The organism is Marinilabilia salmonicolor, assembly GCF_003003035.1.
Classification (GTDB): Bacteria; Bacteroidota; Bacteroidia; order Bacteroidales; family Marinilabiliaceae; genus Marinilabilia; species Marinilabilia salmonicolor_A.
Map to the genome: position 1 here is coordinate 145,810 of NZ_PVTS01000007.1, position 14,170 is coordinate 159,979.

11 protein-coding genes and 1 tRNA gene are annotated in these 14,170 nt (G+C 40.6%); 8 read left to right on the plus strand and 4 right to left on the minus strand.

Translation table 11 applies throughout. The annotated features are described in order from the left end of the window. Positions 1 to 22 precede the first annotated feature (22 nt). On the minus strand, positions 23 to 430 hold the full coding sequence (gene mce, locus BY457_RS09105; RefSeq protein WP_106153019.1) for a methylmalonyl-CoA epimerase: 408 nt from the start codon (positions 428 to 430) through the stop codon (positions 23 to 25). A gap of 577 nt (positions 431 to 1,007) precedes the next feature. Next, entirely contained in the window at positions 1,008 to 1,784 is a 777-nt protein-coding gene (locus tag BY457_RS09110) for a LytR/AlgR family response regulator transcription factor (protein ID WP_106153020.1), read from the minus strand. Positions 1,785 to 2,058: 274 nt separating this feature from the next. On the opposite strand from BY457_RS09110, the gene BY457_RS09115 reads away from it, so the two are divergent. Continuing rightward, positions 2,059 to 2,577: a nitroreductase family protein gene (locus tag BY457_RS09115; RefSeq protein ID WP_106153021.1), complete on the plus strand. Its 519-nt coding sequence runs from the start codon at positions 2,059 to 2,061 to the stop codon at positions 2,575 to 2,577. Positions 2,578 to 2,635: 58 nt separating this feature from the next. Here BY457_RS09115 and BY457_RS09120 read toward each other — a convergent pair whose 3' ends face one another. Next, a complete protein-coding gene (locus BY457_RS09120) occupies positions 2,636 to 2,971 on the minus strand; it encodes a hypothetical protein (protein WP_146130965.1) in 336 nt (111 codons plus the stop codon). 568 nt (positions 2,972 to 3,539) lie between these two features. On the opposite strand from BY457_RS09120, the gene BY457_RS09125 reads away from it, so the two are divergent. From BY457_RS09125 to thiL, 7 genes are all read left to right on the plus strand, one after another. Beyond that, the gene (locus BY457_RS09125; RefSeq protein WP_106153023.1) at positions 3,540 to 6,791 is read left to right on the plus strand and encodes a S41 family peptidase; all 3,252 of its coding nucleotides are present in this window, start codon (positions 3,540 to 3,542) and stop codon (positions 6,789 to 6,791) included. 216 nt (positions 6,792 to 7,007) lie between these two features. Next, positions 7,008 to 7,081: transfer RNA gene (locus BY457_RS09130), tRNA-Arg, on the plus strand. 692 nt (positions 7,082 to 7,773) lie between these two features. Then, positions 7,774 to 8,661, plus strand: coding sequence for a LysR substrate-binding domain-containing protein (locus BY457_RS09135; protein WP_106153024.1), 888 nt, complete (start codon positions 7,774 to 7,776; stop codon positions 8,659 to 8,661). A 72-nt stretch (positions 8,662 to 8,733) separates the two neighbouring features. Continuing rightward, on the plus strand, positions 8,734 to 9,693 hold the full coding sequence (locus BY457_RS09140; RefSeq protein ID WP_106153096.1) for a YeiH family protein: 960 nt from the start codon (positions 8,734 to 8,736) through the stop codon (positions 9,691 to 9,693). A 3-nt stretch (positions 9,694 to 9,696) separates the two neighbouring features. Continuing rightward, a complete protein-coding gene (locus BY457_RS09145; protein ID WP_106153025.1) occupies positions 9,697 to 10,419 on the plus strand; it encodes a sulfite exporter TauE/SafE family protein in 723 nt (240 codons plus the stop codon). Between the two features lie 114 nt (positions 10,420 to 10,533). Then, positions 10,534 to 12,201 (plus strand): dipeptidase, encoded by a 1,668-nt coding sequence (locus BY457_RS09150; RefSeq protein ID WP_181256446.1) that lies wholly within the window; start codon positions 10,534 to 10,536, stop codon positions 12,199 to 12,201. A 171-nt stretch (positions 12,202 to 12,372) separates the two neighbouring features. Then, complete coding sequence (thiL, locus tag BY457_RS09155) at positions 12,373 to 13,380, plus strand: thiamine-phosphate kinase (RefSeq protein WP_106153026.1); 1,008 nt, start codon at positions 12,373 to 12,375, stop codon at positions 13,378 to 13,380. A 6-nt stretch (positions 13,381 to 13,386) separates the two neighbouring features. On the opposite strand, the gene BY457_RS09160 is transcribed toward thiL, so the two are convergent. Next, the gene (locus tag BY457_RS09160) at positions 13,387 to 14,028 is read right to left on the minus strand and encodes a LysE family translocator (protein WP_106153027.1); all 642 of its coding nucleotides are present in this window, start codon (positions 14,026 to 14,028) and stop codon (positions 13,387 to 13,389) included. Between the last annotated feature and the right edge of the window lie 142 nt (positions 14,029 to 14,170).

Consider the following 14,170-nt stretch of genomic DNA (forward strand, 5'->3'; position numbering starts at 1 on the left):
TATTTCCCTGATCCCAAAGTTGCTATTTAGGAGCTTCGCAAAGTTCAGTCAATACCCCAAAAGTCGATTTTGGATGTAGAAAAGCAATGTTCAGGCCCTCAGCTCCTTTTCTGGATTGTTTGTCAATCAATCTGACACCGGCCTCTTCTGCTGCTTTCAATTTATCATTCAGTCCGTCCACGGCAAATGCCATGTGGTGAATACCTTCACCTTTTTTCTCAATAAACTTACCAATAGGCCCTTCAGCATCAGTGGATTCCAATAATTCAATCTTGGTGTCACCAACCTTGAAAAAAGCGGTTTTTACTTTCTGATCGGTAACCTCTTCAACGGCATAGCACTCAAGACCAAATACCTTTTCGTAAAAAGGAATGGCATCGTCCAGGCTCTTTACTGCAATTCCAATGTGTTCAATATGTGTTGGTTTCATGTAACAATTATTTATTTGGTGATATAAAAATTTGCTTGATTATAAATGTAAAGTTCAATTGTAAGCAACAAATTTCCCCATCTCATTGAACCTTTCTTTGTGAGCAAAGGTTAATATAGGTTTAAAGAAATTTTTCCGCAAAAGTAGCAGAAATAAACAACTAACACCACAAAATGAGAAAGAAAAAATGAGTGTTTTACAACATGCTTTTTTCGGTTTTTGCTGTTGGTCACAAAATTATCTTTAAAAATATGAATCCTGTAAATATTTGTTCAATAAATTCTTAGCAAATCGATCCTGATTAACCGGAAATTATCTTTTTCGTTGCTCAACTACCAGCAAAACTCAAGCGTTCTTTGCAAATTTGATTAGAATACGGATCCCTGGTTTCTTCCTTAAACTCGTCTTGAGTTTTTTGTATTTCCAAGTGTTTGAGCATCTCATGAAAAAAATTCATGAATCTACGATGGACAAAGTCTTTTATTCAAACTGAAAGCATTCGGCCCATTTTACTTACAGTTTCACAGATCGTGAGTCAGTGTCAGCACTACCTTTTATCGTTAATGGTCCTTTAACATTAGGAAGATTGTTCCAACCAATCCCGGAAAGTCTTTACCCGTTCTTTACTGACAACAATCTCTCGTTTCTCACCCGGGACATCAATGGTGATTTTTAGGCGGTTTCGTCCGTAATTGATAATAGCTCCCATAAATCTGAAATTTAATATCTCTTTACGACTGGTACGAAAAAATATTTTTGGATCGAGCTCTTCTTCTATCTGATTGAGAGATTGGTGCAGGTAATAAGTCCGTCCTTCATTGGTTAAGATAAACGTACTCTTCTCTTCACTGTAAAAGCAAACAATATCAGAAATATAAACAAGTTTTAAGTGCTGTCCCACTGTAATGACAAAACGCTCTCGATAGCTGTTCTCCGGCTTCAGGGCACGAACAACAGATTCAACTGTCTGTTTCATCCCCATCGCATTTATCCGGGAGTAATGAATGCTTTTAAATTTTTCCAAAGCTGCTGTCAGGTCTTCATTTTCAAAGGGTTTAAGCAAATAATCAACGCTGTTTACTTTGAATGCTTTGATGGCAAAACGGTCATAAGCTGTGGTAAATATCACCGGGAAGTTAACATTTACCTTTTCGAAGATATCAAAGCTTGTTCCGTCTCCCAGCTGAATGTCAAAGAATCCCAGATCGGGATCTTCGTTCAGACTGAACCATCTTAGAGCCGATTCAACGGAGGAACACACATCCAGAATAGAGATGTCCTTATCGTATGTTTTCAACATGCTGATAAGCTTTTCAGCTGCCAAAGGTTCATCTTCAATTATCAAAACATTCATAAATAATCTCTTAAAAGTTAAAAGAGTGCTCTCTTTTTTGATACTCCCAAAAATAATGCATTAATTTAACCTGATTTATTCATAAAGTACTGTAATGAGATGTTCAAATATCAAGAAATAAAATCAACCACAAACAAAATGGGTGCAGGAAATAATCAATTATTTTCAAATCCTTTTTGTTAAGGATGATTGTATTTCGCAAATAGTTGGGCATCGGAATAAATTATTTGTGAATAAAGCAGGTTAAGAGCAAAATAAAAAAACACCAGATAAGATGCTTGAATTAATCCAAAAGAGACGAAGTTGCCGAAACTTTACGGATAAAAAACTTACTCATGATCAAACAGAGCAGTTGCTAAAGTCAGCTCTTTGGTCGCCAACTTCTAAAAACAACCGTCCCTGGGAATTTGTGGTTGTTGAAAAAACTGAAACCCTCGATGCTCTTTCTCAATGCAAACCCCATGGTGCGGCATTCCTTTCAGGGGCTCCACTGGGGATTGTTGTTCTGGGTGATCCGGCAAAAAGTGATGTCTGGGTAGAAGATTGTTCCATTGCTGCCATTATGATGCAAATGACCGCCGAGTCAATGGGGCTGGGTTCCACCTGGATTCAGGTTCGTCTGAGATTGGATGAGGAGGGAAATATGGCCGGGGAAAATGTAAAAAAGATCATTCATGCTCCTGATGAGCTTGAGGTTCTGGGTATCATGGCTTTTGGACACAAAGCCAAAGAGCGTGAACCTTATACCGAACATGTTTTACTGTGGGACAGGATTCATTTTGAAAAATTTTGAGCTGTATGAGATTTCCTGGTCCCGACGCGACCAGGAAATCTCTCACGCCTCATACCTGTTATTCTTCAAACAAACCCGACTCCAGGAGACCTGAAATAAGCGCTTTAGTATCATCCGAAACTTTGATGGGGATGCTTTTTTGAGTTGTTCCGAGATTGATGCTTCCCTTTTCGAGACCAACCTCATAGTTGAGTTTTGATGAAATCTCGGCATCCAAATCCTGATCTGCAAGAATCTGATTAAAAATATACAAAACTGCTGTTTTGTGTGTTCCCAAACTTATTGCGCTGTTACTTGAGATATTCAAGGTTTCATTTTTGGGTACTTCAAATGCAGGAGTTTCAAGCTGAACGGGTGCATCTGTTATGTTATTGAGTACAATGTCCTGTATCATGCCCGAAAACATGGCATCTGAAGCATTTTCCCTGGTATTGTCGGCAGTGTAATGCGCCTGAATCCTGACTGAATAATTTGATGGATCACTGTACAGTTTCCGATTGTTTTCTAAAAGCTCCTGGAAAGTTTTTCCACTAAGGCTGCCTTCCGGAAACTCCAGTCCGGTACTTACACTGTCATACGAAAATTCGACATTGCGCAGGGCTATCGTTTTTTGAACATCAGAGACAACCTCTTAAGCTTGCTCACAACTATTCAACATAATCAGGGACAGAGAAAAAATAAAAATGGTCTTGAAAAATAAATTCATTGTAATGCTTTTTTGTGATTTTTACGAGCGCAAAGATGCCCAAATTTTTAAGACTTCTTTTAATAACCAATTCAAAAGACGAAAAAACAAGATGGAATGAACATATGCTTTCTTGATGAGTTTTAAACTAAATGAAGAAATAATAATCAAACCATGACCGGTGTTAAGACGCGTAATTTCCCAAACAAATCTTGGTCTGCTTTTTCGGCGTTAAACTTTTAACTTTGATTGATTCTTAAAAATAAACTTACTTATTATGAACCTGAAACAACTGTTCCTTTCATTAATGATGGTGTTCTTTTTGTCTGCCTTTATGGTGGCCGAAGAAGCACGACTGATGCGTTTTCCGGGCATCAGTAACGATAAAATTGTGTTTACCTATGCGGGTGATCTTTACACGGTAGATATTGAGGGCGGAATTGCCCGAAAAATCACCTCCCACAACGGAATGGAGATGTTTGCCCGTTTTTCTCCGGATGGTTCTAAAATTGCCTTTACCGGGCAATACGACGGAAACACCGAGGTATTTGTGGTACCTGCTGAAGGGGGTGTTCCTAAAAGGTTAACCTTTACGGCAACATTGGGTCGTGATGATGTTGCAGATCGTATGGGACCCAATAATATTGTAATTGCGTGGACTCCGGACAGCAAAAATATTGTCTTCCGTACCCGCAAAAATACGTTTAATTCTTTCAAGGGACAGCTTTACAAAGTATCTGTTGAGGGAGGAATGCCGGAACAACTTCCCTTTCCTGAAGGAGGTTTTTCGTCTTTTAATGCTGATGGAGGTAAATTGGCTTACAACAGGGTTTTCCGGGAATTTAGAACCTGGAAGTATTACCGGGGAGGCATGGCCGACGAAGTGTGGATTCATGACTTTGATACGCATGAAACCGAGGCTATTACCCAAAATGATGCTCAGGATATCTTTCCCATGTGGATCGAAGATGAAGTGTTTTTCATTTCTGACCGGGACAGAACCATGAATCTTTTTGTTTACAACACCAAAACGGAAACGACAGAAAAACTGACTGATTTTACCGACTTTGATATTAAGTTTCCATCTCACCATGGAAGTACCATTGTCTTCGAAAAAGGCGGTCAGCTCTTTAGCTATGATACCCGGGCCAAAGCTTTAAACAGGATTCCAGTCATCATAAATAATGACATGAATGAATCCAGGGAAGAACTTAAAGAGGTTTCCGGTTCCATTGCCTCAGCCAGTCTTTCTCCACAAGGTGAAAGAATACTCTTTTCGGCCAGAGGAGACCTTTTTTCTGTTCCTGCAGAAGACGGAATTACTTACAATCACACCCAGACATCCGGAGTTCATGACCGAAACGCTCAATACTCACCCGATGGTAATTGGATGGGGTGGCTTTCGGACCGGAGCGGAGAATACGAAGTTTGGATAAAGCCCGCAAATGGTGAAGGCGATGCCCGTCAGCTGACGACAGGTGCAGATACCTATAAATTCAGTATGCAATGGAGTCCTGACAGCAAATTCATCGTCTGGAATGACCAAAATTACCGGTTGATGCTGACCAATGTATCGTCCGGCAATACACATACCCTGGCAGAGAGCAATTACTCGCGATTGGGTGATTTTTCCTGGAGCCCCGACAGCAAGTGGATTGCATTTACCGATGGACTCCCCAACCAGATGGATGTCATAAAAATAGTGAACATAGAGACTAAAACAACGGAGGCCATTACCGAAAAATGGTATGACTCAGGTTATCCATCCTTTTCGGCCGACGGGAAATACCTTTTGTTTACTTCTCAACGGGATTTCAGTCCCGTTTACAGCCGCACAGAATGGAATCATGCATACATCAATACCTACAGGGTTTACATGACTATGTTGGACAAAGCAACCCCCTCTCCTTTTGCCCCTGAAAATCAAGATGTGAAGCCTTTGGATAAAAAGGAAGATGAGAATGATGAGAATGAGGAGAATGATGAAAAAACAGGTAAAGAGGCAATTGTTGACATCGATTTTGACGGGATAAGAAGCAGAATTGTAGCTTTGCCAATCGATCCGGCCAATTATTACAACATCAATTGTGTGGATGGAAAAGTCTATTACATACGCAGATATCAGAATAAAGAAGAGGGAGCAGGATTGTTTGTTTTTGACCTTGATAAAGAGAAGGAAACCCTTTTAGGAGATTACAACTATACCCTTTCGGCTGATAACAAAAAAATGCTCGTGGGTAAAAACAGCACCTGGGATGTCATTGATCTGCCATCTTTTGCTGTCAATATCGAAGAGGCCGTTGACTTGTCAAATATGAAGATGCACATTGATTACAAGGCTGAATGGCAACAGATCTTTGATGAAGCATGGCGTCAGATGCGTGATTTCTTTTATGTGGAAAATATGCACGGACAGGATTGGAAGGGCATCTACGATAAATACAGTTCCCTTGTCCCCTATGTCAACCACAGAAATGATCTTAATTACATCATTGGAGAAATGATTGGTGAGTTGAATGCCGGGCATGCTTATGTTAACACCGGAGATAAAACACAACCCAAACGCATTCAGACAGGTTTGCTGGGAGCTAACATCGAAGCCCATGAATCAGGCTATTTCAGAATTGCTGAGATTCTGGATGGAGCGCCCTGGAGTGAAAAAATGAACTCGCCCCTCCAATCCCCGGGTGTTGATGTATCTGAAGGAGACTATATTCTTGAAATAGACCGAAAATCAACCAAAGAGGTGGATAACATTTATCAACTACTGGTTGGCAAAGCCGATAAGACTGTTGAATTGCTGGTAAATGAAACACCGGGGACAGAAGGTGCAGAAAAAATCCTGGTAAAACCCATTTCAGACGAGAGTGAATTGAATTATTTTAAGTGGGTAAACGAAAATATCCGGAAAGTGGAAGAAGCAACCGATGGTAAAATCGGATACATCCACATACCTGATATGGGGCCCAACGGTCTGAATAAGTTCGTGCGCTTTTTTTATCCGCAACTTGACAAGCAAGGCCTGATTATCGATGACCGTGGAAACGGAGGCGGAAATGTTTCTCCTATGATTCTGGAGCGTCTTGCCAGGGAAGCCTATCGTGCCAATATGCGACGAAACTCAACTGCAGTTACTCCCATTCCTGCACAAACATTAATTGGCCCTAAAGTTGCACTGATAGACAAATATTCAGCCTCAGATGGTGATTTGTTTGCACACGGATTCAAAGCTCTGGGCATTGGCACAACCATTGGAACCAGAACATGGGGGGGCATCGTGGGCATTACAGGTTCACTGCCTTTTGTGGATGGCACGGATCTTCGGATTCCACAGTTTACCTCCATTTCAATGAATGGAGATTGGATGATTGAAGGTGTTGGTGTAGAGCCTGACATTATTATAGAAAACGACCCGTGGAAAGAGTTTAATGGAGAGGACGAGCAGTTAAATAAAGCTGTTGAGCTAATTCTGCAGAAATTAAAAGAGCGGAAACCACTACCGGAAATTCCGGAAGCACCTGTGAAGTGATTTTTTCTGGAGGGGGTTTTAGTTAGCCCCCTCTTTTAAAAAAAAATCACAGAAAAATTCAACCCTTAATCTTTTGTAAATCTTAAAATTGCCCGTTTTTCGGGTGTTTGAGTCGGATAAATAACCATTTTTTTTGCTGTGACAATTTGCACAGGAAACAATATTTTCCCTATATTTGCACCGCGTTTGAGAGAAACAACTACTCAAAACAGCAACGATTCCGTAGCTTAATTGGATAGAGCACCTGGTTACGGCCCAGGAGGTTGGGGGTTCGAGTCCCTTCGGGATCACAGAGTAAAGCCGCAATTCTGAATAAGAGTTGCGGTTTTGTTATTTATAATAAGTTTGCCAGATAATCATTGGTGTCCGATTAATAAATCGAGATTGCGACCGAAAGGAATGCGGAGGGAAACAATTTTAAAACAGTACTATTTCAGGATAATATAGTGTGAAAAAATATGATTTTTATCAGAATGACAATTTTCATAAGTAAAAAGATATCTTAAAAAACATTGATTTTTAGACATTTAACTGTAAAACAAAAAGCTTCTGCATCGACAAAAATAAAATGGAATAATATTTCTATTGACAAATAAAATCCTTTGTATTAATTTAGTCGTGGGTTAGGGTTAAGGTTTGAAAGGTCTGTCGGAATGCCGACAGGCCTTTCTCTTTTTAAGAATCAGCCATTTATCTGAAGCTCATCCACGGTTTCTTATTGGCTCGATTGTTTGCAAGCTATAACGATTATATTGGTTAGGTTGCTTGTAAGCTTTATGAGATCTGCAAAAAAACGATGCAGAGAGCCACATACCGGTTTATTTTTACAGTAACAAGATCTTTTTTATGTGCCTGATGCGGGTTAAAAATATCTTCAACGACGGTCACTTTTATTAAAAATCCAACATCAATAGCATTTCCATAAAAGTTCGAACTTCTTTATTCTTATTTTTGCTTTGAAAGAATCAAGAAAAACACAAAGATGGATTTTAGAGACACAGTCTTCATATCAGTTGCCGAGCACCTCAGTTTTTCCAAAGCAGCAGGAGATCTGAACATCAGTCAACCTGCCGTCACCCGCCATATTAAAGAATTGGAGGAACGCTACCACACCAATCTGTTTGAACGTAAAGGCAATAAAATATACCTTACAAAAGCCGGCGAAAGCGTTTACAATGCCTTTAAGCAGATTGCCGCTCAGTACCGTGAACTGGACTTTGACATTGGACAAATGCAAAATTCCATAATTGGGGAATTTAATATAGGCGCAAGTTCCACCATTTCCCAATATGTTATTCCACGTATTATTGCTTCCTTCCATAAAAGATACCCCAAAATTCAGATCTTTCTCAGAAATGGAAATTCTTTTGAAATGGAACAGGCCTTGCAGGAAAATCAAGTGGATATGGCTTTGGTGGAAAACTGTTCTTCACAGCCGGGGATTCGATACAAAAATTTCATGGATGATGAGTTGATTGTTGTAACCGGTGCCAACAGTGTTTATGCAAAACGTGAAGAGCTTAGAAAAGATGAGTTGATTAAAACACCCATTGTTTTGCGCGAACAAGGGTCGGGAACACTTGAAGTTATTAAAGAAGCGCTGAAACGACAGAAAATTGAATTTGAAAGGTTGAATACTTTGATTCATCTTGGAAGTACTGAATCTATAAAAAATTTTCTTTCCGATTTTGACGGGCTGGCCATCGTGTCTGAAAAAACTGTTACCACCGAATTATATCTTAAGACGCTTGTTAAGCTAAAAGTTACAGGCTTTACCATTCCACGGAAATTCAGGATGGCATTCAGGTATGGTCACAAAAGCCGACAGGTTGAATTATTCGAAAACTTCCTGCAAGGCTATAATTTTTAGTTATCAAGAATAAACAATTAGTATTTGCTATTGCTATTAAACGCCACTATTTTTGTAATCAAAAACATGGGTATGCAACCAGCAAATGCAATTACTGATTTTGATTATGAGAATGTAAAGGAAAAAATTTCTGCCAAACTATACCCGGCATTAATTGGTCTTTGTCTTCTGCCATTTGTATCTCCGGCAGTGGCACTTTCCACCGGAATTATTCTTTCCCTGGCCGGATTCAGACATCAGAACAGCAGCAAATATACTTCTTTAATTCTTCAGACGTCTATCGTACTGCTGGGATTCGGGATGGAACTTGATGAAGTGATTGCTGTATCAAAAAGTGGGTTTTCATTAACCATGATATCTGTTACTATCGTTATGATTACAGGTATTTTATTAGGAAAACTTTTTAAAGCAAATAAAAACACAGCTCTGTTGATTGCCACAGGAACAGCAATTTGCGGAGGGAGTGCCATTGCAGCTGTTGCGCCCATCATAAAAAGTAAAGATCATGAGAATTCCTTCGCCCTAATCGTGGTTTTTGTGCTCAATGCTGCCGCGTTGCTGATATTCCCCTTTATCGGACATCAGTTGCACCTCAGTCAGGAAGTTTTTGGAAATTGGGCAGCCATAGCCATACATGACACAAGCTCGGTTGTGGGGGCAGGTGCGCTTTACGGGCCGGAAGCATTAAAAACAGCTACCACGGTAAAACTCATCAGAGCTTTATGGATCATACCCCTGTCCCTTGTAATGGCACTGTTTATCAAGGGGAATAACAAAAAGTCCATCCGATTTCCGTGGTTTATTCTCTTATTTGTACTGAGCATCCTTTTTGCCAATTTATTTCCTCAGTTACAAACCAGTTATGCTCACTTTAGCTGGCTTGGACAAAGAGGCCTGGTGGTGGCTTTATTTCTGATTGGATCAAACATCACCTTCGCCCAAATAAAACAATCCGGATTAAAGAGTTTTTCATTGGGAATAACCCTTTGGGCTATTACTGCCGTTGGTTCATTAATCTTTTTAATGCAATAAGTTATGCCTGATATTTGGATTTTTCTGGTTATTATTTTTTCAAGTCTTATCAAAGGAATCACAGGGTTTGGGTTTGCTTTATTTTCTTTCCCGCTGCTGTTAATATGGTATTCCCCCAAGGAGATTATTCCTGTCCTGATGATCTGTAATCTGATAGCCTCCGTATTAATTGTCATTCAGAAGAAAGAACAAAAGTTGTTGGACAGAAATGCCTATTCTCTGATTGGAGCCGGAGGACTGTTTACCGTTGCAGGTGTTATAGCCCTGAGTGCCTCTACCGGACATTTGTTGGTAAAATTATCCGGAGCCCTTTTTATTGCGCTAACCATCTACTCTATGGTTAGCCGAAAAAAGGCCACTACCCTGCCCTCCCGTCACTATCTTTTTGCCGGTGCTTTTATCGGATTCTTAACCGGGGCAGTATCGGTAAGCGGGCCTCCTCTGGCACTCTTTCTTAACAGAGCAAAAACGGGCAACCGAAAATTCAGAGAGATATTTGCTGCGTTTAGTGTGGTAACTGCTGTTATTGCCATCATCGGATATTATCAGGCAGGAATGATAACTGCAGAGACCGTTAGAACCTCATTGCTGTTTACTCCCATTTTACTTACGGGTACTGTGGTGGGAAAAAAGTTGAATACCAAAATGTCTTTCAGGAGCTTTCAAAGCACAAACATTATTCTTACCCTAATAGCGAGCCTTTTGTTGGTGGCAAATCCTGCATAAATTGAATATTCCAGGCTTCTTTGATAGCTGAATAAAGAAACAATTTCCACAGAGTCCCTGTTTTTATTATTTTTGTAATCCCTGCCTGAAAAAACCGTAAAAAAATACAATCATATGAGAAAAGCACTGAATTCTGTGGGAGCAATGGCTCTTATAGCATTAATGGTATTGGGTGTAAATAGAGCCAATGCCTGTACCAATGTTTTAGTTACAAAAAATGCTTCGGCGGATGGGTCAACGATGATCTCCTATGCTGCCGACTCGCATGTTTTATTCGGAGAATTGTACTTCTGGCCGGCCGAAAATCATCCGGACAACGCCATGTTGGACATTTACGAATGGGACACAGGCAAATATCTTGGTGAAATAAAACAGGCTCCCCACACCTACAGGGTTGTCGGAAATATGAACGAGAATCAGGTTTCCATAGCCGAAACAACATTTGGCGGTCGCTCGGAATTACGTGACACAACCGGAATAATGGATTACGGAAGTTTGATTTATGTTGCATTGCAAAGAGCTGAAACAGCCCGTGATGCCATCAATATCATGACCTCTCTGGTGGAAGAATATGGATATTACAGTTCAGGAGAAAGTTTTTCAATTGCAGATCCTGATGAAGTATGGATTATGGAGATGATCAGCAAAGGGCCCAATAATAAAGGAGCCGTTTGGGTAGCACGCAAGGTACCTGACGGGTACATTTCAGCTCATGCCAACCAGGCGCGCATTACCACCTTCCCCCTCAATGATGAGGAAAACTGCATCTACTCAAAAGATGTTATTTCTTTTGCCCGTGAAAAAGGATATTTCGATGGTAAAAACAAAGATTTTAGTTTTGCAGATACCTATGCCCCACTTGATTACAGTGCCATTCGTTTCTGTGAGGCAAGGGTATGGAGTGCTTTCCGCCAGGTAAATCAGGAAGATGCAGACAAATATGAGGACTTTATCATGGGTGAATCAGATGAGCGCATGCCATTGTTTTTTAAGCCCCAAAATAAAGTCAGTGCCCGTGATGTGATGAATATTATGCGTGATCATTTTGAAGGAACGGCTCTGGATATGACCAAGGATGCAGGAGCCGGTGCATACAAAGTTCCTTATCGCTGGCGTCCGCTTACCTGGGAGGTTGATGGAGAGGAATACCTGAATGAGCGTGCCATTGCTACACAGCAAACAGGATTTTCTTTTGTTGCCCAGATGCGTAACTGGCTACACGACCCTGTTGGCGGAATTCTTTGGTTTGGTGTGGATGATGCTGATGCATCTGTTTATGTTCCCATGTATGCAGGAATTCAAAGTGCCCCCCACGAATTTGCCGTAGGTAATGGCAATATGCTCGAGTTTTCCTGGGATGCTGCCTTTTGGGTGTTCAACTGGGTCTCTAACATGTCGTACAGCCGATATAGCTACATGATTGAGGACATCAGAAAAGTCCAAAAAGAACTGGAAGACAAATTTGAACAAATGCAACCGGCGATCGACAACACTGCCAGCACTCTTTATGAGCAGAATCCGAAACTTGCAGAACAATTCCTGACCGACTACACCCACAATCAGGCCCGTATCACCGTTGAAAAATGGCAGAAACTGGGGCAATTTTTGATGATAAAATATCTGGATGGTAATATTCATCCCGAAAAGGATGGTGAGTTTTTGAAAAACGAATATGGAAACCCCCACTCCCCCGAATATCCCGGGTATGATAAAGAATACTACCGAAATGTAGTGAAAGATACCGGCGATAAACTCAAAATGAAAGAGATGCCGCAGGATTAATCAACCGTTTTTCAGCTTACCCCCAAGGTCAGCGCCAACAACCCCTACAGCTCTGTTAAAATATTGCTCTGAACGGGGTAAATACTTTATTAGAAGAGGCAATGTTCGAAAGCATTGCCTTTTTCTTTATCAAAAAAGTTATATTCACGGTCGCGAAAGAAAAAGAAAGTTATGAAGCTATCAGAAATAGGAGAATTTGGATTTATAGACAGATTTTCAGGAAAGTTTTCCGCCCTCAACAAAAATGAAGAATACGGGATTGGAGATGATTGTGCCATTATGCCATTGGATGATCAGTACAACCAGATTGTTACTACGGACCTGCTAATTGAGGACATCCACTTTTTGCGCTCTGCCATTACTCCTTTTGATTTGGGGTACAAAGCCCTTGCAGTAAATCTTAGTGATATTGCGGCAATGGGAGGCACTCCCTCAGCTTCTTTTCTTTCCATTGCCCTGCCTGCAGACACTGAGGTGGAATATATGGATCAGGTTATGGAAGGGTACCGAAGTCTCAGTGAAAAATACCGGGTTCCGCTATTGGGGGGCGACACTACCAAATCGCCGGACAAGATCGTTATTAATGTTTGTGTTACCGGAAAAGTTCTTAAAGGAAAAGCAAAACTTCGCTCTTCAGCAATGACGGGTGATTATATTTGTGTTAGCGGCCCTTTGGGCGACTCTGCAGCAGGATTGAATATGTTGCTTAACAACATAAATCCTGATAATCAGACAAAAAATCTTATTTCATGGCACAACCGACCCGAACCTGCCATCACGGAAGGACTTTGGCTGGGTCGCCAGGAAGGCGTAAATGCCATGATGGACATTTCTGATGGCATTGCCTCCGACTTGAAGCACATTCTGACCAGATCCGGAAAAGGAGCCGTCATTCATCTGGAGAACATTCCACTTAGCGAAGCACTCAGGGCAACTTCAAGAAACAATACCATTGATGTTCTAAAATTTGCCCTTTCGGGAGGAGAAGATTATCGCCTGCTTTTTACCGTCCAAAGTCAGGATTTCGAGAAAATAAAGAAAGATTACAATAAGCATTTTCAGACTCCGCTCACATGCATTGGTAAAATAACAGAAGAAAACCCTGGAGAAATCATGTGGATGCAGGAAAACCGGCCATTTGTTTTTCAAAAGGGAGGATTCAATCATTTTTCACAATAGGGCAACTCAAACATAAAAATATTCCCGAATCACCCAGAAGAGAAAAGCAGCCACTACAAGTACAATAATTGCCAATCCGGCAATTTTGTTAATCCAAAAGAGTCGTCTCAGGTTTATTTTACTCCTGAAAAGGCCAACCACCGAAGTAAGGAGTGTCCACCAAACAGCAGCTCCCATAAACACCCCTGAAATAATTATCAGGTGACCAATCAGTCCATATTCTGATTTGAGCACCCTGAATCCGGCAAAAAAAGCAATAAAAAGAAATATCGCCAATGGATTGCTTAGCGTCAGCAAAAAAGTAGATACAAAATCACTAACAAGGCTGTGCTTACCTGCCTTTTGCTTCCTTAACTGTGTCACAGGATTAGTCCTGAAGATTTTAACACCAAGTCCGGTTAAAACAATAACGCCCCCAAGTTGAATCCACAAAATCTGAGCTTCAATAAAAGTAACGATATACGATAAACTAAATCCGGCTATTATGGCATAAATGGTATCCGACATTGCGGCACCAAAACCAGACAAAAGCCCTGAGGTTCTTCCATTTTGCAAGGTTCGTTGAACAATTAAAACTCCTATCGGCCCCAGGGGTAAAGAAGCAGAAAAACCAACCAGCATTCCGTCCAAAAGTGTGCTCCAATACATTAATTAGCATTTTTTGTGGCTACAAAGATTGAAAAATACTGTAAAACAAGCTGTATTTTTCCTCATGTTTTTATTATCAATTCCTTAACTTTGATTGAACAATGACACCCGACTATATAATCAGTGAATTGATACTCTGGCA

Excerpts from the sequence above, each read along its gene's own strand:
- BY457_RS09160 (WP_106153027.1), bottom strand. The coding sequence starts at position 14,028 with ATGTATTGGAGCACACTTTTGGACGGAATGCTGGTTGGTTTTTCTGCT.
- mce (WP_106153019.1), bottom strand. The coding sequence starts at position 430 with ATGAAACCAACACATATTGAACACATTGGAATTGCAGTAAAGAGCCTG.
- BY457_RS09120 (WP_146130965.1), bottom strand. The coding sequence starts at position 2,971 with ATGATACAGGACATTGTACTCAATAACATAACAGATGCACCCGTTCAG.
- BY457_RS09140 (WP_106153096.1), top strand. The coding sequence starts at position 8,734 with ATGCAACCAGCAAATGCAATTACTGATTTTGATTATGAGAATGTAAAG.
- BY457_RS09125 (WP_106153023.1), top strand. The coding sequence starts at position 3,540 with ATGAACCTGAAACAACTGTTCCTTTCATTAATGATGGTGTTCTTTTTG.
- BY457_RS09110 (WP_106153020.1), bottom strand. The coding sequence starts at position 1,784 with ATGAATGTTTTGATAATTGAAGATGAACCTTTGGCAGCTGAAAAGCTT.
- BY457_RS09115 (WP_106153021.1), top strand. The coding sequence starts at position 2,059 with ATGCTTGAATTAATCCAAAAGAGACGAAGTTGCCGAAACTTTACGGAT.
- thiL (WP_106153026.1), top strand. The coding sequence starts at position 12,373 with ATGAAGCTATCAGAAATAGGAGAATTTGGATTTATAGACAGATTTTCA.
- BY457_RS09135 (WP_106153024.1), top strand. The coding sequence starts at position 7,774 with ATGGATTTTAGAGACACAGTCTTCATATCAGTTGCCGAGCACCTCAGT.
- BY457_RS09145 (WP_106153025.1), top strand. The coding sequence starts at position 9,697 with ATGCCTGATATTTGGATTTTTCTGGTTATTATTTTTTCAAGTCTTATC.
- BY457_RS09150 (WP_181256446.1), top strand. The coding sequence starts at position 10,534 with ATGAGAAAAGCACTGAATTCTGTGGGAGCAATGGCTCTTATAGCATTA.